We start from the raw sequence: 21030 nt of genomic DNA, 5'->3' as shown, positions 1-21030 counted from the left end.
GGCCGTGCCTCTGGATTCGCTTAGGAAAGACGACGCGTGCGGGCGTCGAGACTGAACCGGCCGGCACCGTTGGCGGCGAGCAGGAGGAAGGCGCCCGCGATGGAGACGTTCTTCATGAACATGATCATCTGGATCTGGTCGGCGAAGTCGTGATGGAAGACGACCCCGGTGAGCAGGGTGAACCCGGCCAGCAGGACGGCGACGATGCGGGTCTTCCAACCCAGCAGGATGGCGAGTCCACCCAGAACCTCGATCGCGATCACCAGGGGCAGTACGGCGGGCGGTACGCCCATCGCGGTCATGTAGCCGGCGGTGGCGGTATAGGCCGTGATCTTGCCGAATCCGGAGAGCAGGAACAGCCCGACGAGAAGGAGGCGGCCCACCAGTTCGGTGGTGCTTTTGAGAACAGGGTTTTCGACGTTGCCGTTCATAAAGATCCTCGAGTACGTAGTGTGCGATGTCCCGGCGGGGCGGGCGGCCGATGCCGTCTCCTCCCCCGGTCGAGGAAAGGTTAGGCGGTAGCGCGATATCCGAATAGACTATATGTTTCGATAATATCCATCGGATAAAACGATACATGCTCGACGGCGTCACCCTCGATCAACTCCGGACCTTCATCGCCGCCGCGGAGGAAGGCAGTTTTTCCGCGGCGGGACGCAAGTTGCGTCGCGCGCAGTCGGTCGTCAGCCAGACGCTGCTGAACCTGGAGGCCCAACTGGGCATCACCTTGTTCGATCGCAGCCAGCGCTACCCGCGGCTGACGGAAGCCGGACGCGCCCTGCTCCGCGATGCGCGCGGTGTCGCCGACGGCATGGACGGCTTCAAGGCACGCGCCCGCTCCATGAAGGAAGGGCTGGAGCCCGAGCTGTCGGTGGCGATCGACGTGATGTACCCCATGGATGGTGTCACCCGCGCCGCCGGTTACTGCCGTGAATTCTTCCCGCACACACCCCTACGGCTCTACGTGGAAGCGCTGGGCGGAGTGATACAGCCGGTCATCGACGGCACCTGCCGGATCGGCATCGTCGGCTCGCTGCCGCTGATACCGGACGAGGTACGCGCCGAGCCGTTGCTGGACCTGCCCTTCACCACCGTCGCCTCACCGGCGCATCCGCTGGCCGCGATCAAGGGCGAGGTCGACAAGGACACGGCCGGGAAACATGTGCAGCTGGTTCTCACCGACCGCACCGCGCTATCGGACGGCCGCAGCTTCGGCGTCCTCTCGCCGCTGACCTGGCGCCTGGCCGACATGGGCGCCAAGCACGCCTTCCTCGTCGCCGGGCTAGGCTGGGGTCACATGCCGTTGCACATGGTGCGGAACGAGCTCGACGAGGGATCGCTCGTCACCCTGGAAGTCGAGGGCTACAACACGCGCAACATGACGCTGCCGATGCACGTGGTCTACCGCAAGGACAGCCTTCCGGGCCCCATGGCGCGCGCCTTCCTCTCGCAATTGCGCGCCTGAAACCCCTCTTGGCGACCGCCGGAAGCCCTGCTAACATGCCTCGCTCGTGTGGGGCGGTAGCTCAGCTGGGAGAGCGTCGCGTTCGCAATGCGAAGGTCGGGAGTTCGATCCTCCTCCGCTCCACCAAAAATCGGGTAGTCACGAAAAGGCCGGGACGTCAGTCCGCGGCCTTTTCTGTTTGCACTCCGTCAAAGCCGCTCCACCCCACGTCGAGCGGCCCTACCCACCGAGGCAGTTGACCTGGGTCAACCCCCTTCCGCAGGGTCTCTTCTAATGTCGATCGCCGAAGCCCGCCGATATCGCGAGGGCACGACGAACACCACTGCCGAGGAGAAGCGCCATGCACGTCACTGGAACCATGGGCGGTCCCACCGCCGCGAAAGGCGCCGCGCCGGGACGGGGATGGCGGATCGCCTGCGGCGTCCTTCTCATCCTCACCGGCCTGCTCGCTGTTGCGATGCCCATGCTGGCGGCCGTGGCCACCGCATGGTTCCTCGGCTACATGCTGCTCCTCGTGGGGGTGATCGAAATCGTGTACGCCGCACGAAGCCGCCCGGTTCCCGGCTTCGGCTGGAAACTCTTCTCCGGCATCATGACCCTGCTGCTCGGCCTGATCATCGTGGTCATGCCAGTGGTCGGCGCAGCCACGCTGGCGCTGTGGTTCGCCACGTTGCTTTTCATCGGAGGCTTCATCCGCTCCGCCCTGGCATTCGTTGTAAAACCCCTGGCCGGCTGGGGCTGGGTGCTTTTCGATGGCCTGCTCTCGATCCTGCTCGCGATCCTCCTGGTGATCGGTTGGCCGGGAAACTCGATCGCCATCATCGGCTTTCTCACCGGATTCTGGCTGATGGTGACGGGACTGTGGCGACTCATGCTTGCAGGGAGCGCCACCTCCGCTGCCGTGTAGGCCATGGCGGCGACGGCCGTCAGTTCGTCTGCCCTACCGTCTTGCGAAAACGTGCGAGCGACACGAGGAAAAGTATCGTGCCGATCGCCAGCAGGGCGAGGAATGGCTTCCATACCGTTTGAATGCCTGCGCCGCGAAACAGTATGGCCTGGGCCAGTTCGACGAAATGCGTGGTCGGCGCCGCCTGCATCAGGAATCGCACGAAAGGCGGCATGCTTTCACGGGGCGTGACGCCGCCGGAGAGCAGTTGCAATGGAATGAGCGTGAGGATCAGCAGCAGGCCGAACTGCGGCATGCCGCGTGCCAGCGTCGCCATGAAGATGCCCATCGACGTCGTCGCGAACACGCATAACGCGGCCCCTGCCAGGAACAGCGGCACCGATCCGCTCACAGGCACGTGCAGGAGTCCACGAACGACGAAGTACAGCGACAGGCTTGCCGCAAGCAACACGACCGCCCCCATCGACCATATCTTGGCCAGCATGATTTCAAGCGGCGACACCGGCATCACCAGCAGGTGTTCGATCGTGCCGTGCTCGCGTTCCCGTATGAGCGCGGCACCGGCGAGGATGATCGACAGCATCGTGACATTGTCGATCACCTCCATGAGGCCACCGAACCAGCTCTTGTCCAGCCCCGGATTGAAGCGCGCGCGCAAGGCAAGTTCCACCGGCGGCGCACTCTGGCCCCGATACCGGCGCACGAACTCGTCCACCTCGCCCAGGGCTATCTGCTGCACGTAGGCACTTCCGGTCAGCGCCTGGCTCATGCGGGTCGCGTCCACGTTCAACTGGAGTTGGGCACCGTCGCCGGCCAACACATCGCGCTGGAAATTCGGCGGGATATCGAGGACGAACGTGTAGTGACCCGCGTCCATGCCCGGATCGACATCGGCCATGCCGATGAGCACCGGCTTGGTGAACTGGGGCGGGTAGAACGCCGACGACAAGCGTGCGGACAACGGCGACCCGTCCTCGTCCACGATGGCGATGGGGGCGTTGTGCAGGGTTTCCGGCATGGCCGTCGCCGCCGTGTACACCGATACGGTGAACGTATAGACGATCAACACGAGCATCATCGGATCCCGGGCCAGGCTCCACAGTTCCTTCACGCCCAGCCGGAAGATGTTGGCGATCGAGGGCATGCCTACCGGTCCTGTTTTCGAAGCAGGGCGACGGCCGCGCCGACGATCACCGGTGCCGACACCAGCAACGGCCACAGCGAGCCATACAGGTCGACGATGCCCAGGCCCTTGTTGAACACGCCACGGCTGATGGTGAACATGTAGCTGACGGGATAGATCGTGCCGATAAGACGCCCCATGCCGCTCAACGAACTGACCGGATCGATCAGGCCGCCGAACTGGATGGCGGGAATGAGGGTACCCACGAGGGTGATGAACATGGCGGCGATCTGGCTTCGGGTGGCGGCGGAGGCCACCAGGCCCAGGCCGGTGGCGCAGATGCTGAAGACCAACGCGGAAAGCAGCAGGAAAGCGTAACTGCCGCTGACAGGAACACCGAAGAGGGTGACCGCCAACAGGCTCATCGTCCCGAAGTTGACCATCGCCAGCGCCACGTAAGGCAGTTGCTTGCCCAACAGGAACTCGGTGCGGGTCACCGGGGTGACATGCAGGTTGACGATGGAACCGGTTTCCTTTTCCCGCACCACGGCGAGCGCGGTCAGCATCGCCGGAAGCAGCAGGAGCAAGAGGGGGATCACCGCCGGCACCATCGCCGGAAGGCTGCGTACATCGGGGTTATAACGGTAGCGTGTCTGCACATCGGCCGCCGCCGTCGCCGTGCCGAGCCGCATGCGAGCCTGCGTGTCCAACCATTGCTGATGCATGCCCTGCACGTAGCCCTGCACGGTTTCGGCGCGCATCGGCATCGCGCCGTCGATCCATGCACCTACCTGCGCGGGACCGCCACGAAGGACCTCCCGTTCGAAGCCCGACGGCAATTCGATGGCCAGTGCCAGCTCGCCGTCGCGCATGCGCCGATCAAGCTCCTCGTAACTGGAAAGTGGCGGTCGCTCCAGGAAGTAGCGTGACCCAGCCAGGTTCAGCGCATAGTTCTGGCTCAACGCGCTCTGGTCGCGATCCAGCACCGCGTAACGGAGATTCTCGACATCCAGGCTTATGCCATAACCGACGACGAACATGAGGATCACGCAACCAGCCAGAGCCAGCGTGGCCCGCACGGGATCGCGGCGCAATTCCAGCGCTTCGCGCCAGCCATAGGTCAACAGGCGCTGCACGCTGAAACGCCGATGCCTGTCCACCGGTTTCCCACCGACGTCGGCGGAAGCCACCTTCGAGACCTCGGGTAGCGCGACCGGCTCACCACCGGCGCCCGCTTCGGTCAGGTAACTGATGAAGGCATCTTCCAGGGTAGCCACGCCACGCTTCTTCACCAACGATGCCGGCGCGTCGCTGTCCAGCACCTTGCCGGCATGCATCATCGATATCCGGTCGCAGCGCTCGGCTTCGTTCATGAAATGGGTCGAGATGAAGATCGTGACTCCATCCCGTCGTGACAACTCGGCCAGGAGTCGCCAGAAGCCATCGCGTGCCACGGGATCCACGCCTGAAGTCGGTTCGTCCAGGATCAGCAGCTCGGGCCGGTGCACCATCGCCACCGCAAGCGACAGCCGTTGGCGCATACCCAGCGGCAAACGATCGGGCAAGCTGTCGCGTACCCCGGACAGGTCGAAGCGCTGCTCCATCTCTTCCACGCGCGCACCCCGTTCCGCCACGGGCACGCGGAACAAGCGCGCGTGCAACATGAGGTTCTGTCGCACCGTCAGTTCGCCGTAGAGTGAGAACGATTGCGACATGTAGCCGACCCGTCCGCGCGTGGCGTAGTCGCGGGCGTCCACTTCACGGCCGAACAGCCTGGCCCGTCCCTCGCTCGCCGGCAGCAGGCCCGTGAGCATCTTCATGGTCGTGGTCTTCCCACATCCGTTGGAGCCCACGAAACCGAAAATCTCGCCACGGCGGATGCGCAGGCTGACGTGGTCCACCGCGACGAAGTCGCCGAAGCGTTTCGTCAAGTCGGTGGCCTCGATCGCGATCTCCTCCGTCGCGCTGGCCGGTAGCGGAGGGATCGTCACGGGCGCCCATCCACGCTTGCGTGCCGCGGGGAGAAGTTCGATGAACGCATCCTCCAGGGAAGCCGCGCCGGTGCGGGAGAGCAGAGCCTGCGGCGTGCCGCTCGCCAATACCCTCCCTCCGTCCATGGCCACCAACTGGTCGAGGCGTTGCGCCTCGTCCATGTACGCCGTGGCCACGATCACGCTCATGCCCGGCGACGATTGCCTCAAGCGAGCGATCAGGTTCCAGAACTGCACGCGCGCAAGCGGATCGACGCCCGTCGTGGGTTCGTCGAGGATCAGCAAGTCCGGATCGTGGATCAAGGCGCAGCACAAGGCGAGCTTCTGGCGCATGCCTCCCGACAGTTTTCCGGCCGGCCGGTCGAGGAAGGCCCGCAATCCCGTACTGTCGGTGAGCGCATCGATCCGACGCCGACGTTCGGCGGCTCCGTGACCGAACAGGCGCCCGAAGAACTGAAGGTTCTCCTCCACCGACAAGGTGGGATACAGGTTCCGGCCCAGACCCTGGGGCATGAAGGCGATCCGCGCGCAGACATCGTCACGGTGGCGCTTGCTGGCCATGTTTCCCCCCAAGACCTCGATCTCGCCGGCCTGGATCGCGCGCGCACCGGCAAGCAGCGCCAGGAGGCTCGACTTGCCGACCCCGTCGGGGCCGATCACGCCGACCATGCAGCCTGCGGGAACGTCGAGGTCGATGCCGTCGAGCGCGACCGTTTTCCCGTAACGCAGGCCGACCGCCCGCAATCGGGCCACCATCGGCGCGGGAGCCGCCTGCTCCATTCGCTACTCCGGCACCCGGAGAATCAACCCGGGCGGCCATGGCTTGCTGGCGTCGGTGCGAATCCAGGCCACCCCTGGAAGGCCTGTCTTCACCTGACTGAGATGCTGGCGAAGCAACGACGGTGGAATGTGCGCCCTGACCCGGAACATCAGCTTCTGCCTCTCGCTGGCCGTTTCCACGCTCTTGGGCGTGAACTGCGCCGTACTCGACACGAACGACACCGTCGCTGGCAGGACATACTGGGGAGCGGCATCGAGCACGATGTGCGCCTCGCTGCCCAACGCCACGCGGCCAGCGACCGCCTCGGGTAGAAAGAAGGTCATGTAGACATCCGACAAGTCGATCATGTTCAGCACGCGACCGCCCGCGCCCAGCACCTCACCCGGTTGTGCGACGAGGAACTGCACCCTGCCGTCACGGGGAGCTTTCAGCTCGCTATCGGCGATATCGGCGGCGACCCTCGCCGTCGTCGCCTGCGCCGCGATGACCGACGAACGCGCGCCGGTAAGCTGCGCGCGAGCCGCGGCCACCGCCGCCTTCGCGGCGGCCACCTGTGCCCGCGTGGCCGCCACCGCCGCTTCCGCGCTGCGCGCGTGCGCGCGGTCGTCGTCCAGTTCCTGCACGGAAGACGCCCCCTCCTTGGACAGGGTCTCGGAGCGCGCGAGCCGACGACGCGCCGCATCCAGCTCGGCCTCGCGCTGACGCACCAATGCCTCGGCCGCGGCCACGTCGCTCTCACGCACGGCTACCTGGGCTTCGGCGGCATTCACCACCTGCTCGGTTTGCTGCTCCTGGGCACGTGCTTCGTCGTACTGCGCCTGCAACACCTGCACCTGCATGCGTCCGAGCGGCTGGCCAGCCTTCACGAAGTCCCCCTCCACGACCAGGATGGCATCGACCCGCCCCGCCAACTTCGTCGCCACGTCGATCTCGGTCGCCTCGATGCGTCCGTTGCCGCTGACGAAGCCGTCGCCCGGGCCTTCGCTGTGGAACGAAAACCATCCATAGAGCCCCGCCACCGACAACGCCACGACCGCCCCGGCGATGGCCAGCAACTTCTTCTTTCGGGAGTCGAAGGCGATCATCGGCTCTGCGCCGTCGCTGGCGTGGAGGAATACGACGGCGCGACATCGACACCGGCACCGCCACCCAGCGCCGCATAGAGCGCGACACGGCTGGACAACAAGGCGCGGCGTGCCTGCACCCATTCCTGTTCCGCCGCCAGCAGCGCACGTTGTGCGTCGAGCACCTCGAGATAGGGGGCGGCCCCGCTGTCGTAGCGAAGCTGCGCCAGTCGCGCTCGCTCGATCTGGGTGTCGACCGTCATGCGCTGGAAGCGAACCTGCCGGTCCAGCCATTGCCGGGCCGCCAATGCGTCGGCGACCTCGCGAAAGGCGTTCTGAACCGTTCTCTCGTAATCCGCGACTGCGATCTCCCGGCGCACCCGGGTCACGTCCAGGTTCGCACGACGACGGCCACCGTCGAAGATCGGCAAGGAAAACGTCGGCACGAAGGTCCACGCGCGACTGCCGGCGTCGAACAGGCCGTCCAGCTCGGCACTGGCCGTTCCCCAGGTGGCGGTCAACGCGATGCGAGGGAAGAACGCGGCCCGCGCCGCGCCGATACTGAAGTCCGCGGCACGCAACTGGTGCTCGGAGGCCATGATATCGGGGCGGTCGACCAGCAGCCGCGACGGCAGTCCCACCTGGAGTTCACCGAAGATCGCGGCGTCATCGAAGTGCCCGGATGCCGTCAAGGCGTCGGTACCGTCGCCCACCAGGCGCCCCAATGCATGTGCCTGGATGGCGCGTGCTTGCTCGAGTTGGGTTCGCAAGGCCTGAGCCTGGGTGAGCAGGGTCTGGACTTCGGTCAACTCCAGCTTCGAGATGGCACCGACATCGTGGCGCCGCGTGAAGATGCGAAATGCCTCCGCGCGGCTTTCCTCCGTTCGTCGGGCAAGTGCCACGCGCTCGTCCAGCTCGCGCAGTCCGAGGTAGCCGTCGGCGACTTGCGCGATGAGGCTTACGCGCACCGCGGCCCGGGCCGCATCGGTTGCCAGATACGTCTCCAAAGCGCCCGACTTCAGGTCGCGCACACGTCCCCACAGGTCGAGCTCCCAGCTGCTGATGCCGACATAGGCCTCGTCGTCACCGGAGACCAGCGAGTGACCGGTGAGGTTCAGGTCGCCCGGAACGCGGGCGCGCGAGGCCTGCATGCCCACCGCCAGCGTCGGCCACGCGTCCGCACGGCTGATCCGATAGGCCGCTCGTGCCTCTTCGACCCGCAGGACGGCGATGCGCAGGTCGCGATTGTTCCGCAGGGCGGACTGGATCAGCTGTTGCAATGACGGTTCGACAAAATACCTTTCCCAGGGCAGTTCCGGCGCATGCACGTTCGCGTCCGGATCGTGCGGTGCATCGGCCGGCCAGTCGGCGGCGACGGGCAAGGGTGGCGTCACGGGCGCTGGCGCGAGGGATACGCATCCACTCACCAGGACGCAGAGCACGGAAACCGCACCCCGCCGGGTGCATGCCGATGACGCGCCATAGTCAGCCATGCCGATAGATGCCGGGTCGCCAGTGAACCGTCATGGGCGCATGCACCTTAGAATCCGAAGTCGGTTCACAGCATGACCGGGCGGCTCCCTGACGGCTTGATCGAGATCAAGACGAAACGCCGGGAGCTTCCGTTGCGTGGCGCGCGTGCCGCGATTGCGCCATCATCGAAGCCCGAACTTCCTGGGTTGAGTGAACATGACCGAGCCCTTCGCGATCAGATACGTGACGAACCGGGACTTCGCCGCCTGGAAGCCCCTGTGGGACGGTTACAACGCGTTCTACGGCCGGGAAGGAGCGACCGCGCTGGCGGAGCCCATCACGCTGGCGACCTGGGCGCGTTTCCTCGACGCCACCGAACCCATGCACGCCCTGGTCGCCGAGCGCTCGGGCCTGTTGCTCGGCCTGGCGCACTTCCTGTTCCATCGCACGACCACCAGCACCAGCGACAACTGCTACATGCAGGATCTGTTCACGACGCCATCCTCGCGCGGCACCGGCATCGGACGTGCCTTGATCGAGCGTGTGTACGCGGAGGCGAAGAAGGCCGGCGCGGGGCGCGTTTACTGGCAGACCCACGAGACGAACACGCATGCCATGCAGCTCTACGACAAGGTGGCGGAGAAGTCCGGCTTCATCGTGTACCGCAAGTTGCTTTGAGGGCCTTCAAGCCAACGCCACGCGCAACACGGACACCGCGACGCATAGCGCGACCACCGGCAACGCGGACCAGCGCGCGATGAGCAAGCCGAATGCCGCGGCGGCGATGGCGAAGTCCGGCACATCGCGCACCGCGCTGATCCACACCGGATCGTAAAACGCGTACGCCAGCATGCCGACCACCACCGCGTTCACGCCGGCGAGCATGCGCGCCGCGTCGTTGCGCATGGCCAGCGCGCGCCAGAACGGCAAGGCGCCGCCGACCAGCAACAGGCCCGGCAGGAAGATCGACAGCAAGCCGACCAGCGCGCCGGCGAATCCGCCCTGCTCTCCCTGCAAGCGATAACCAAGGAACGCGGACAGCGAGAACATCGGCCCGGGCACCGCCTGCGCCGCGCCATAGCCCGCGAGGAAGGTGTCGTTGCCTATCCAACCGGGATCGACGACGGCCTGCTTCAACAGCGGCAGCACGACATGCCCGCCGCCGAACACGAGCGCACCGGCCCGATAGAACGCACCGGCCACCTGCCCCAGCGGCGACAGGCCCGGTGCGACGATCAAGGAGAGCAGGAGCAGCAACCCGAACACGCAGAGCAAGGCGAAACCCAGGGGCCGGCCATAGGCCAGCGGGAACGTCTCGCCCTGTCGCGCATGCACGCCGCGGCACAACCATGGACCCAGCAGGGCACCGCACGCCACGACGCCCAACTGCATCGCGGGACTCGTGCCGAAGGCGATCGCGCCCGCGGCCGCCGCGGCCATGAGGAGGCGAGTGCGATCCGGGGTCAACGTTCGGCCCATGCCAAGCACCGCGTGGGCGACGACCGCCACGGCAACCAGCTTCAGTCCGTGGATCGCGCCCTGTCCCCACGGCCCGGCCAGATAGACGCTCAATGTGGCGAACGCAAGCAGCAGGAGCACCGAGGGCAAGGTGAAGGCGACGAAAGCGGCGATGGCGCCTGCCCATCCCGCGCGAAGCAGGCCGATCGAAAAGCCTAGCTGGCTGCTGGCCGGGCCCGGCAGGAACTGGCATAGCGCCAGCAGCTGGCTGAAGTGTTCCTCGTCGAGCCAGCGTCGCCGCTCGACGAACTCGCGGCGGAAATAGCCCAGGTGCGCCACCGGGCCGCCGAACGAGGTCAAGCCGAGCTTGAGGAAGGCTGTGCCCACTTCCCATGCGCCGCCCCCTGCACTCATGACGAAAGCGCCGCTTCGAGAATGGGCTTTGCCCAATCCGGCGTGCGCCGCAAGACATCGATATCGCTGGGGCTCACCAAGCGCCCACGGGCGATCTCGGCGACAAGCAACGGATCGGGAATCGCTTCTCCGCGCGCGACGTCGACACTGTTGTCGTATACCTGCAGCAAGGCGATCGCGGGCAGCAAGGCGATGAGGTTCTCCAGCGCCGCGACGTAGCGTTCGCGTATCTTCGCTTCCGGAATGTCGTGCCCGCCGGCGGCAACGCGCGCCGCGACACGAGCGACATGCCGCTCGGGCGACGACAGTCCGCAAAACCACATGAGCACGTCGTGCGTCCGCGTGGCGTCCGCGATCTTGGCGGGCACCGTGTTGCCGCCCAGTGTGGTTTCGAACGCGTGGACCGTGCCGCACGCCACCGCCTCATCGAGTCGGCGCATGCCTTCGTTCCATGCGGCGGCGTTCGCTTCGACCTGCGCGCATCCGGTATCGGCGACCAGTTCGCGCGCGAAGGTGTCCGGGTCGAACCAGTCCAGCCCGGCCTGCCGCAGGCGGTAACCGCCGATGGAACTCTTGCCAGCACCGTTCACTCCCGCCAACACATACAGGACGGGACGCCCCTTCAATGCGTGTCCCCGGCCTTGACCTTTCCGCCCAGGGTCGTCGGGCCACGCATGAGGGAACGCAAGCGATCGCCGGCATCGTCGGCCTGCAGCGAGGCCAGGCGTTCATCGAAACGGTGGCGAAGCGCATCGAGCGCGGACTCGTGCTGCGACCCGGCGTCGTTGAGCGCGCGCATGATGGCCCCGTATTCCTCCGCGGAAAGGATCACCGCCTCGGGTTCGCTGTGGTTCGTCACCACCACCTTGCCCGTACGGCCGATCGCCCGCATCACGCCGCGCCAGCCGAGTTTCTTCACATCGGAAGCCGCGGTATGCGGAAGGTCTTCGATGGCGTCGAGCTTGAGGGTCAGGGCCATGGCGTCACTCCAGAGGGGCTCTGGGTCCAATATACCCTAATTTCCCTTTTTGGGACGCCTACACCAGCCCCAGACAAGGCTGACTACATGCTGGGCCCCTCATCAAGGAGCACGCCCCATGACACCACTGGATAAACCACTGAAACGCGAACTCGAGGTCGACGGCCAGGCCTATACCCTCACCATCGACCCCGACGGCCTGAAACTGGTGGCCAAGGGCAAGCGAAACGGCATCTCGCTTGCCTGGAAGGACGTACTGAGCGGCGACGCCGGCCTGGCTGCGGCCTTGCAGGCATCGGTCACCTCGTGACGTGCATCAGAACCGGTAGGCGTAGCCGACGCGGACCATCGTCGAATTCGAGCGATCGACGATAGGACTGTCGCGGATCTCGCTTCCGTAGCGCGTGCCGCTCACATCCAGGAACAAGGCATGGCGCCGGGCGAACGGATACTCGGCGCGAACGCCTGCCATGAAGTTCACCGTCGCGTCCGCCTCGTAGGCGGGACGGCCTGGCCGCGCCTCGGACGGGCGGACGCCGAAATACCAGGTGGCATAGGTCCGGTCGACCCATCCGGCGGCGACGTATGGCGTGATCCGCAACGGACCCGCATGGAACGGCACCGCGAAGCTCAGGTTGGCCTTTTTTCCCTTGGCGCTGCCGATGCCCGCCAGCCAGTCGAGCGACATCTCCACCTGACCGGGCCGCCAGACCACGGCGGCACCTGCCCGGAACCCACCCTTCCGGTCGGCCATCCCGCGCAGGAACGAGGAATCGCCAGCGTCGTAGCCATCGCCGAAATCGTAGCGGGCACGCAGGCGGAACGAAAACGCACCGACCGGAGCGAACTTGAAGTCGGCGCCGGTGCCGAGAATGTTGAGTCGTTGGCTCTCGTAGCGCACGAAAGGGAACGCCAGGGTGTCGTTGTCCATGCCCTTGTAAGGCCGGCGTACCACGCCGAAGCCCGCACCGAGCGCCCAGGAGGAACTGGCATCCTCGGCCGCGAGCGTGACCGACGGCACGGCAAGCAAACCGCCCATCGCCACGGAGAAGAAGCGACGCGTCATCGTCCACGCCTCCCCGCTTCGATGGAACGTAGCAGGCGCACGAGATCGCCTGCCTTGCCCGAGGCGATAGCCCGTTCCGCGGTCATGCCGCGAAGTTCGTGGATGGGATCGTGGTGGAACCAATCGTCGCGGAGCGTGGGATCGGGCTCGAGACGCGAGGCGATCGCGATCGCCTCGACGGAGGGATCGCGTGGACGGCCGCGCAGCCGGGAACGAACGAGGACGGGCAGGCGCATCGTGGTACCTGGTGGGAAGAGGTGTGGCAAGCGTGCCCATCGTCGTTTGCTTCGATTTGTCTGTTTTCCTGCAGCGGCGACATATTGTTTCCGCCGTGAAATAAATGACTTGGCGCACGCCAGCGGCTATAACGACGGAGTTTTCGCAAAGAGACCGACGGGCTTGAGACGCATCCTGGTAGTAGACGACGACGAGGAAATCGGTGCCCTTCTCCGGCGCTTCCTCGAACGTAATGGCTTCGAGGTGGACGTGGCCTCGTCCGGCGTGGCGATGGACGAACGGCTGGCCCGTGGCAGCTACGACCTGATGACCCTGGACCTCATGCTTCCCGGCGAAGACGGCTTGTCGCTTTGCCGCCGCGTGCGCGCGAAGTCGTCGCTGCCGATCATCATGGTGACCGCCACCAGCGCCACGTCCGAACGCATCGTCGGCCTCGAAGTGGGCGCCGACGATTACCTGGCGAAACCGTTCGACCCACGCGAATTGCTGGCACGCGTGCGGGCCATCCTGCGCCGTGCGGACGCCGCGCTACCGGGTCCCACGACCGGCACACGCGTGGCCGTGCGCTTCGCCGGCTGGCAACTCGACGTCGCGCGTCGCGAGCTTCGCGCCGGCGACGGCACGCTCGTGCCACTCTCCGGCGGTGAATTCGATCTCCTCCTGGCCTTCGTCGAACATCCGCAGCGCGTGCTGACGCGCGAGCAACTGATCGATCTCGCACGCGGCAATCGCCACGAGGCTTTCGATCGCAGCACCGACGTGCAGGTGAGCCGCCTGCGCCGCAAGCTCGGCTACGACGCGACGGCACCGGAACTCATCCGCACCATCCGCAACGCCGGCTACATGTTCGCCGTGCCGGTGGAGAGCGCATGAGCGTCTTCAACTGGCGCCTGAATACGTTGGCCGGTTGGATGATGGTGAACATCGTCTTCGCCATCCTGATGGTCGTGCTGCTCAATGCCGCCGTCATCGCCTTCGCCAGCGTGTGGGCGCGTCCCGATATCGTCCAGAGCGGGCTTTTGCAGCAGATGGGCATCATGCTGAAAGCCGTCGAGGCCTGCCCTGCGGCCGAGCGGCCACGCATGGCCGCCGCGATCTCCGATCACGAGGAATACGGCGTGCACTGGTACGCATCGCGCAACGACGTGCCGATGCCGCCGTCGGACCAGGATGCGACGTCCTTCAAGGAACCGCTGGTGGAGATACTCGGGCAGCGGCGGATGGAAGCGTTCGATCCCCACGACGACGACCCGGAGGGCCGCTCCGGGCAGACCCATTACATGCTCGCCGTGCAGCTGAAGGACGGCAGCTGGCTGACTTTCGATACCGCCAAGCGCATCTGGGGCGTCCATCCGCACACCCGCTACCTGGTGATCGGCCTGTTCGTGATGTTCTCCAGCGTGGTCGTGGCCGCCGTCGCGAGCCGGCACCTCTCCCGCCCCATGCGCCGGCTCGCCGCGGCCGCCGAACGTTTCGGCGCCGATGTGAAAGCACCGGCGATCCGCCCCGAGGGGCCACTGGAACTTCGCGTGGCGATGCGCGCTTTCAACGAGATGCAGGGACGCATCCAGCGGTTCGTCCGCGACCGCACGGACATGCTGGCCGCGATTTCCCACGACCTGCGCGCGCCGCTCACGCGTATCCGCCTGCGTGGCGAGTACATCGACGAGGCCGAACAACGGCGCAAGCTATTCGCCGACGTGGACGAGATGCGCTCCATGATCGACGCCGCCCTCGCCTTCTTCCGTGGCGACGGCGAGGAAGAAGCACCTACCCGCTTCGACCTCGCCGGACTGGTCCAGACCGTGATCGACGACGGTCGCGACGAAGGTGGCGAGGTGACCTACGCCGGCCCCACCCGGTTGATCTACGAAGGCCGCCCCATCGCGCTGAAACGGGCCATCACGAACCTGCTGGGAAATGCCATGCGCTATGGCGGCAAGACCCATGTCGAACTCGATACCGACATTGCGCATGTGCGGCTGCGCATCCTGGACAACGGGCCGGGCATTCCCGAGTCGCTGCAGGAAACGGTGTTCCGTCCCTTCTTCCGCGGTGAAAGTTCGCGAAACCGGAACACCGGTGGCGTCGGCCTCGGCTTGCCCACCGCGCGCAGCATCGTGCGCGGCCATGGCGGCGAAGTCGTCCTGGGCAATACGGCACAAGGACTCGCCGCGACCCTGCTGCTGCCCATCGAATCCGCGCGGACCTGAGCGCGCCCGGCGGCGCACACGCCACGTCGACAAGCGATGAGGGAGCTTGCGTGGCGACTATGCCTTTCGGTCTAGCCGCGATGGCCGGGGTGCGTATCGACTGCGCCGACTATCTTCGGCACGGTGCTTGCAGCGAAAATACCGTTCTTCTTTTTTTACTCCGTGCCGGTAATGACCATCCGGAACGGCCGATAGGGATCATGTTTACAGGATGGGACGGAATTCGATGACAGCTCCGCGCAGCATGCGTGTGGCGAGGGGACGGTTGTGCCTGGCATTGTTGCTGGCACTTCACGGCCCGTTGGCCTTGGCCGCCGACAGGCCAGCGGAGCGTGACGCGCTGATGGCCAGGCTGCATCAGGAACGCGACGCGGGCCACCGCGTGGACGCTCTCGCCCTCTGCCAGACGATCCTCGACCGCTGGCCCGCCGATACCGAGGCACAGGCGCTCAACGTCACATTATTGACGGAATTGGGCGCAACGACGCGCGCCAAGGAACTGGCGGAAAGCCTGCGACCGGCCCCGGACGCCGCGGCAAGGTACCGCCGCGACGCCGACCATGTCGCCCAGGAGATCCGCTGGGCCGACGGCGAGCCCGCCGACCCCGCTCGACCCTACGCGGAAGCCGACCGCGCGGTGGCCGACGCACGGCGCATGGCCGACGACCCGCAGCTGCCGCCCGGCTTGCGCCAGCGTGCGGAACTCGACCTGCTCGTCGCGCTCGATCATGCCGGCCGCGCGGACGAGGCGGTCAACCGTTATGACGCCTTGCACAAGCGGGGCGTCGAGTTGCCACCGTACGTGCAGCGTGCCGTGGCCGATGCCTTGCTGGTGAAACGCCGGCCCGCCGAGGCAGCTGCACTCTACGAGGACAGCATCGCGAAGGACCCCGGCCCCTACGGCGCCAACGAAAGCGAACCGCGGATCGGCCTGATGTACGCCTACCTTGAAGCGGGCGAAACGGCGAAGGCGTTAAAGACGATCGACGAACTGGCCGCGAAGGAGCCGGCCTGGGTGCGCGTGCCCGGTATCCGGCTGCCGATCCAGAATGCGCGCAAGGTCGACGCCGACCTCAACGCCGCGACATTGCGCGAATACGTGAACATGCCGGCGGAAGCGTATGCCCGGCTGGAACCGCTCAGCCGCGAAGCCCCGGCCAATTCGCAGATCCGCCGCGAACTGGGCATGGTGGAGCTCGCCCGCGGCTGGCCTCGCCGCGCACAGGACGACTTCAACATCGCCGGTACGCTCGATCGCCGCGACGTCGGCGCGTATATCGGCGAGGCCGACGCGAGCCGGGCGCTGAACGACTACGAGGGCGTGGACGAGAACCTCGCCCTCGCCCAGACCCTGGCCGATCGCAACGGCCGCGTCGAGCGCGCGCTGCGCTCGTGGGATCGCGAACGGGGCTGGCAGTTCGACCTGGGCACCGAACAGGGCAAGGGCTCCAGCCCCGACTTCGGCGATCGCGACGGCACCACCCAGGCCACGATCGCCAGCCCCCTCATCGACGACCACTGGCGCGTGATCGCCCTCGGCCGGTATTCGACCGCGGACCTGCCCGAGGGCAACGTTCGGCGCAGCCGCGTGGGCCTCGGTATCCGCGGCTACGCCCGTGGGATCGAAGCGTATGTGCAGGTGCTGCCCGCCACCGACAGCTATGTGAACAAGACCGCGATCGAGGCCGGCTTCGACTGGTCGCTGAGCGATCACTGGTCGTGGGCCGTGGATTTCAGCACCGCCGGCGAAGATACGCCGCTGCGTGCACAGTACTACGGGATATCGGCGAAGACGCTGGACACCGCCGTGACCTGGCGCGCCAGCGAACTCACCCAGGCCCGGCTCGGCCTGTCGCGCGACGACTTCAGCGATGGCAACAAGCGTACCGGCTGGCTCGCCACGCTGACGCAACGGCTGCATACGGCGCCGAACCTCACCCTCGACGGGGGCCTGGAACTCGGTGGATCGATGAACACGCAAACCGATCGGCCGTATTTCAATCCGCGCCGCGACCGCAGCTATGCGGTCACCGGCCGGCTGGAAAACCTGCTCGGCCAGTTCTACGAGCGCAGCGTGACCCAGCGCATCGACGTGGCCGTGGGCCAGTACGCCGAACAAGGCTTCGCCACCGACTGGATGGCCACCATACGTTATGGCCAGACGATCCAGACCGGCCCGGGGGTGCACTTTGGCTGGGGCATCGGCTGGCACAACCAACCCTACGATGGCCGCCGCGAGCACCGCGTCGTCCTCGACCTGACGCTGCACTGGGGAGAATGAGAACGATGCGCCCGCTGTTGATCCTGCTTGCCCTGCTGGGGCTTGCGCTTCCTGCGTTCGCGCAGCCGGCCGCGCCTGCGCGGCCGCCCCTCATCGTGCTCGCTTACCACGATGTCCGCGACGACGTCGGCCTGAACGCGGACCGCGATCCCGACGCCATCAGCACCGATCATCTCATTGCTCATTTCGACTGGCTCAAGGCCAACGGTTACAACGTGGTGAGCCTCGACCAGGTCGTCCAGGCCAGCCATGGCGGAGCGCCGTTGCCCGACGATGCCGTCCTGCTGACCTTCGACGACGGGCTGGAAAGCTTCTACACGCGTGTCTACCCGCTGTTGCGGGCCTACAACTATCCCGCTGTACAGGCACTGGTGGGCTCCTGGATGGACATGGCGCCGGGGCAACGCATGCCGTACAACGGCACCGATTGCGACCGCTCGTGCTTCCTCACCTGGGAACAGGTCGTGGAGATGCACCAGTCCCACCTGGTCGAATTCGCCTCGCACTCCTGGCAGATGCACCTGGGCCTGAACGCGAACCCGCAAGGCAATCTGCTTCCCACGGCCTCGGCATTGGCCTACGACACCGCTAAACAGCGTTACGAAACGGTCGACGAGTATGAAGCGCGCATCCGGACCGACCTTGCGCACAGTGCGGACGAGATCGAGCAACACATCGGCGCACGGCCTCGTGCGATCGCGTGGCCCTACGGTGCCTATACCCAGGTAGGCCGCGATATCGCCGGCGAACTGGGCATGTCGATCACCTTCAGCCTGGGTGACAAACTGCCCAACCTCGTCCCGGGGCGCACGATCCCGCGGCTTCTGGTCAGCGGTAACGTCACCGCCAACCGCCTCGGCTGGCTGATGCGCCACCAGACACGCGTCGACCCGACACGCGCCGTGCAGGTCGATCTCGACTACGTGTACGATCCCGACCCCGCGCAGCAAGACCGCAACCTTTCGAAGCTGCTCGATCGGATCAAGCGCATGCACCCGAGTGAGGTCTGGCTGCAGGCGTACGCGGATCCGGACGGCGATGGCGTGGCGGACGCCGTGTATTTCCCGAACCGCCACCTCCCCGTGCGTGCCGACCTGTTCTCGCGCGTGTCATGGCAGTTGCGTACCCGCGCGGGGGTTCGAGTCTATGCGTGGATGCCCGTGCTGGCCTTCCGCTTCCCCGATGGCAAGGACCTGCCGACGCTGGCGGGCGAGCCGAAGGCCGGCGGCGACCACTACCGGCTGGCACCCTACGACGCCCGGGTGCGCCGTCTGATCGGCGATGTCTATGAAGACCTGGCCATGCATGCCGACGAAGCCGGCGTGCTGTTTTCCGACGACGCCTATCTGCGAGACACCGACCAACTCGGTCCCTGGTCTAGGAATACCCCGGCGCAAAACACCCAGGCGTTGATCGATTTCACCCTCGAACTGGCGGAGCGCATGAAACGCTGGCGCCCGCAGTTGCTCACCGCGCGCAACATCTACGCGCGGCCGATCCTGCAACCGAAGGCCGAGGCGTGGTTCGCGCAGGCCCTGCCAGCCTTCAACCGTGCCTACGACATGACCGCGGTGATGGCGATGCCCCAGCTCGACCAGCAAGCGGACCGGCTGGGCTGGTACCGCAAGCTCGTCGCCCAGGTGAACGCCACCCCCGGCGCCATGGAGCGCACGCTGTTCGAATTCGCGACCCACGACTGGCGAACACGCGAGCCGATCGACGATGGCGACCTCGGCGCGCGCATGCGCGCCGTGCAGGCCGCGGGTGGACGCCACATAGGTTATTACCCGGATGACTTCGTCCACGACCACCCCGCCCTGGAGGCGATACGCCCCTATATCTCGGCGGCCGACTACCCCTACCGGGAGCCCGCGCGATGAACAGCGGCATCCTGCACGCGCTACTCGAATTCGCCTTCTATTACCCGCTGGTGATGTCGCTCATCTGGATGAGCGGCGGCATCATCTATTTCGTGCGCTGGGAACGCCGGGAGCCGGCACGCGTGCAACCGCACATGCTGCCCGAGTACCCGATGGTGACCCTCGTGGTGCCATGCCACAACGAGGGTGAGCAGGTACGCGAGACCATCGCGCACCTGGCCTCGCAGCAATACCCGAACTTCGAGATCATCGCGATCAACGACGGCTCCACCGACGATACAGGCACGCAGCTCGACCAGCTGATGGACCAGTACCCCGCGCTGCGGGTGATCCACATGTCGAGCAACCAGGGCAAGGCCATGGGCCTGCGTGCGGCGGCACTCGCCGCGCGATCGGATTTCCTCGTCTGCGTCGACGGCGACGCCTTGCTCGACGACTACGCCACCCATTGGATGATGATGCACATGCTCGAGAGTCCGCGCGTCGCCGCGGTCACGGGCAACCCGCGCATCCGTAACCGTTCCACCTTGCTGGGCAAGCTGCAGGTCGGCGAGTTCTCCTCGATCATCGGCCTGATCAAGCGCGCGCAACGTGTGTACGGGCGCATCTTCACGGTGTCCGGCGTGATCGCCTGTTTCCGCAAGAGCGCGCTGCACGACGTGGGCTACTGGAACACCGACATGGTCACCGAGGACATCGACGTGAGCTGGCGGCTGCAGATGCGTCACTGGGAAATCCGCTACGAGCCGAACGCACTGTGCTGGATCCTGATGCCGGAGACGCTTCGCGGCCTGTGGAAGCAGCGCCTGCGCTGGGCCCAGGGTGGCTCCGAGGTGCTGCTGCGATACACCGGACGCTTGCTCAAGTGGCGCCAGCGTCGCATGTGGCCGGTGGCCTTCGAGTATGTGATGAGCCTGCTCTGGTCCTACACGATGGCCGTCATCATCGTGCTCTGGGTGCTCGGCCGCGTGGTCGACCTGCCGCCTTCGCTGTACATCGACACGCTGCTGCCGCAGTGGCATGGCGTGGTGCTCGGCGCGATCTGCCTGCTGCAGTTCCTCATCAGCCTGCTGGTGGACCGCCGCTACGAGACGCGCATCGGCCGCAACTACTATTGGATGATCTGGTATCCGCTGGTGTATTGGCTGCTCAACACGGCGACCTCGATCGTCGCGATGCCCAAGGCCTTGCTGAAGCGCAAGGGGACACGCGCGATCTGGGTCAGCCCGGACAGGGGACTGCGATGAAAGCCGAAGCCATTCTTATCCAGCGCCCGGAACGTCAATCGGCGGCGCAAAAGGCCGTGTTCACCACCGTCACCATCTTCGCCTGGCTGTTCTGGGTCTTCCTGTGGCTGCCCTTGCTCACCTTGGGCGCGTGGGCGTTCGGTGTACGCAGCGCCTGGCTGCAGTTGCATGTGCTCGATCCGATCGGCGATGGCGGCGATATCAACGTCATCCTCATCGTGGCCATCGCCTGTGCGGTCGTGTTCACCAGCTGGTCGGGGTACAACCACGCCCGCTTCGCGGGAAAGCAGAAGCGTCGCGGCAACAAGCCGGTGGGCGTGGCCGAGACCGCCTCGGCGATCGGCGCTTCGGTGGACGACGCGGTGAAGATGCAAGGCCATCGGCGCTCGGTGGTCAGCGTTTCCGAGGGCGGCTACATGAAGCTGGACGAGGTCCGGTAGGAACAGCGAAT

20 protein-coding genes and 1 tRNA gene are annotated in these 21030 nt (G+C 66.0%); 11 read left to right on the top strand and 10 right to left on the bottom strand.

The annotated features are described in order from the left end of the window. Window positions 1-20: 20 nt before the first annotated feature. Complete coding sequence (locus J2T07_RS00330) at window positions 21-431, bottom strand: DoxX family protein (RefSeq protein WP_306846418.1); 411 nt, start codon at window positions 429-431, stop codon at window positions 21-23. 146 nt (window positions 432-577) lie between these two features. On the opposite strand from J2T07_RS00330, the gene J2T07_RS00325 reads away from it, so the two are divergent. From J2T07_RS00325 to J2T07_RS00315, 3 genes are all read left to right on the top strand, one after another. Further along, window positions 578-1465 carry a LysR family transcriptional regulator gene (locus J2T07_RS00325; RefSeq protein ID WP_306846417.1) on the top strand — a complete coding sequence of 296 codons (888 nt, stop codon included), beginning with the start codon at window positions 578-580 and terminating at the stop codon, window positions 1463-1465. A 50-nt stretch (window positions 1466-1515) separates the two neighbouring features. Next, a tRNA-Ala gene (locus tag J2T07_RS00320) sits at window positions 1516-1591 on the top strand. Window positions 1592-1805: 214 nt separating this feature from the next. Next, a complete protein-coding gene (locus tag J2T07_RS00315; RefSeq protein ID WP_306846415.1) occupies window positions 1806-2372 on the top strand; it encodes an HdeD family acid-resistance protein in 567 nt (188 codons plus the stop codon). Between the two features lie 19 nt (window positions 2373-2391). On the opposite strand, the gene J2T07_RS00310 is transcribed toward J2T07_RS00315, so the two are convergent. The 4 genes from J2T07_RS00310 to J2T07_RS00295 are packed head-to-tail and all read right to left on the bottom strand — an operon-like array spanning window position 2392 to window position 8824. Further along, window positions 2392-3516, bottom strand: a complete 1125-nt coding sequence (locus J2T07_RS00310; RefSeq protein WP_306846413.1) for an ABC transporter permease — start codon at window positions 3514-3516, stop codon at window positions 2392-2394. A gap of 2 nt (window positions 3517-3518) precedes the next feature. Then, the gene (rbbA, locus tag J2T07_RS00305) at window positions 3519-6266 is read right to left on the bottom strand and encodes a ribosome-associated ATPase/putative transporter RbbA (RefSeq protein WP_306846411.1); all 2748 of its coding nucleotides are present in this window, start codon (window positions 6264-6266) and stop codon (window positions 3519-3521) included. A gap of 3 nt (window positions 6267-6269) precedes the next feature. Then, window positions 6270-7352, bottom strand: a complete 1083-nt coding sequence (locus tag J2T07_RS00300) for an HlyD family secretion protein (protein ID WP_306846409.1) — start codon at window positions 7350-7352, stop codon at window positions 6270-6272. Beyond that, window positions 7349-8824, bottom strand: a complete 1476-nt coding sequence (locus J2T07_RS00295; protein ID WP_306846407.1) for an efflux transporter outer membrane subunit — start codon at window positions 8822-8824, stop codon at window positions 7349-7351. Before J2T07_RS00295 ends, J2T07_RS00300 begins: the two co-directional genes overlap by 4 nt. Before the next feature lie 196 nt (window positions 8825-9020). Here J2T07_RS00295 and J2T07_RS00290 point away from each other — a divergent pair, with 196 nt between their 5' ends. Further along, window positions 9021-9482, top strand: coding sequence for a GNAT family N-acetyltransferase (locus J2T07_RS00290; protein WP_306846404.1), 462 nt, complete (start codon window positions 9021-9023; stop codon window positions 9480-9482). Between the two features lie 6 nt (window positions 9483-9488). Here the strand turns inward: J2T07_RS00290 and chrA are convergent, their stop codons facing one another. The 3 genes from chrA to J2T07_RS00275 are packed head-to-tail and all read right to left on the bottom strand — an operon-like array spanning window position 9489 to window position 11655. Further along, window positions 9489-10676, bottom strand: coding sequence for a chromate efflux transporter (gene chrA / locus J2T07_RS00285; RefSeq protein WP_306846402.1), 1188 nt, complete (start codon window positions 10674-10676; stop codon window positions 9489-9491). After that, window positions 10673-11302: a hypothetical protein gene (locus J2T07_RS00280; protein WP_306846400.1), complete on the bottom strand. Its 630-nt coding sequence runs from the start codon at window positions 11300-11302 to the stop codon at window positions 10673-10675. Before J2T07_RS00280 ends, chrA begins: the two co-directional genes overlap by 4 nt. After that, window positions 11299-11655, bottom strand: a complete 357-nt coding sequence (locus tag J2T07_RS00275) for a type II toxin-antitoxin system prevent-host-death family antitoxin (RefSeq protein WP_306846398.1) — start codon at window positions 11653-11655, stop codon at window positions 11299-11301. Before J2T07_RS00275 ends, J2T07_RS00280 begins: the two co-directional genes overlap by 4 nt. A 118-nt stretch (window positions 11656-11773) precedes the next feature. Here J2T07_RS00275 and J2T07_RS00270 point away from each other — a divergent pair, with 118 nt between their 5' ends. Next, window positions 11774-11965 carry a hypothetical protein gene (locus tag J2T07_RS00270; protein WP_306846396.1) on the top strand — a complete coding sequence of 64 codons (192 nt, stop codon included), beginning with the start codon at window positions 11774-11776 and terminating at the stop codon, window positions 11963-11965. Window positions 11966-11971: 6 nt separating this feature from the next. Here J2T07_RS00270 and J2T07_RS00265 read toward each other — a convergent pair whose 3' ends face one another. Together J2T07_RS00265 and J2T07_RS00260 are read right to left on the bottom strand one after the other, a co-directional pair. Beyond that, on the bottom strand, window positions 11972-12721 hold the full coding sequence (locus J2T07_RS00265; protein ID WP_306846394.1) for a MipA/OmpV family protein: 750 nt from the start codon (window positions 12719-12721) through the stop codon (window positions 11972-11974). After that, window positions 12718-12957: a hypothetical protein gene (locus J2T07_RS00260; RefSeq protein WP_306846392.1), complete on the bottom strand. Its 240-nt coding sequence runs from the start codon at window positions 12955-12957 to the stop codon at window positions 12718-12720. The genes J2T07_RS00265 and J2T07_RS00260 overlap by 4 nt, the downstream gene beginning before the upstream one ends. Window positions 12958-13120: 163 nt before the next feature. Here J2T07_RS00260 and J2T07_RS00255 point away from each other — a divergent pair, with 163 nt between their 5' ends. The 6 genes from J2T07_RS00255 (at window position 13121) to pgaD (ending at window position 21019) form a co-directional block, all read left to right on the top strand. Next, window positions 13121-13831 carry a response regulator gene (locus tag J2T07_RS00255; protein WP_306846390.1) on the top strand — a complete coding sequence of 237 codons (711 nt, stop codon included), beginning with the start codon at window positions 13121-13123 and terminating at the stop codon, window positions 13829-13831. Then, the gene (locus J2T07_RS00250; RefSeq protein WP_306846388.1) at window positions 13828-15171 is read left to right on the top strand and encodes an ATP-binding protein; all 1344 of its coding nucleotides are present in this window, start codon (window positions 13828-13830) and stop codon (window positions 15169-15171) included. Before J2T07_RS00255 ends, J2T07_RS00250 begins: the two co-directional genes overlap by 4 nt. A 226-nt stretch (window positions 15172-15397) precedes the next feature. Further along, on the top strand, window positions 15398-17452 hold the full coding sequence (pgaA, locus tag J2T07_RS00245) for a poly-beta-1,6 N-acetyl-D-glucosamine export porin PgaA (protein WP_306846386.1): 2055 nt from the start codon (window positions 15398-15400) through the stop codon (window positions 17450-17452). Between the two features lie 5 nt (window positions 17453-17457). After that, on the top strand, window positions 17458-19332 hold the full coding sequence (pgaB, locus tag J2T07_RS00240) for a poly-beta-1,6-N-acetyl-D-glucosamine N-deacetylase PgaB (protein ID WP_306846385.1): 1875 nt from the start codon (window positions 17458-17460) through the stop codon (window positions 19330-19332). After that, window positions 19329-20579 carry a poly-beta-1,6-N-acetyl-D-glucosamine synthase gene (gene pgaC, locus J2T07_RS00235; RefSeq protein ID WP_306846383.1) on the top strand — a complete coding sequence of 417 codons (1251 nt, stop codon included), beginning with the start codon at window positions 19329-19331 and terminating at the stop codon, window positions 20577-20579. The genes pgaB and pgaC overlap by 4 nt, the downstream gene beginning before the upstream one ends. Next, on the top strand, window positions 20576-21019 hold the full coding sequence (pgaD, locus tag J2T07_RS00230) for a poly-beta-1,6-N-acetyl-D-glucosamine biosynthesis protein PgaD (RefSeq protein ID WP_306846381.1): 444 nt from the start codon (window positions 20576-20578) through the stop codon (window positions 21017-21019). Before pgaC ends, pgaD begins: the two co-directional genes overlap by 4 nt. Window positions 21020-21030: the final 11 nt, after the last annotated feature.

The organism is Luteibacter jiangsuensis, from assembly GCF_030812295.1.
Classification (GTDB): domain Bacteria; phylum Pseudomonadota; class Gammaproteobacteria; order Xanthomonadales; family Rhodanobacteraceae; genus Luteibacter; species Luteibacter jiangsuensis_A.
Note: the sequence above shows the minus strand (reverse complement) of the source record. Positions and strands in the feature narration are given on the sequence as shown.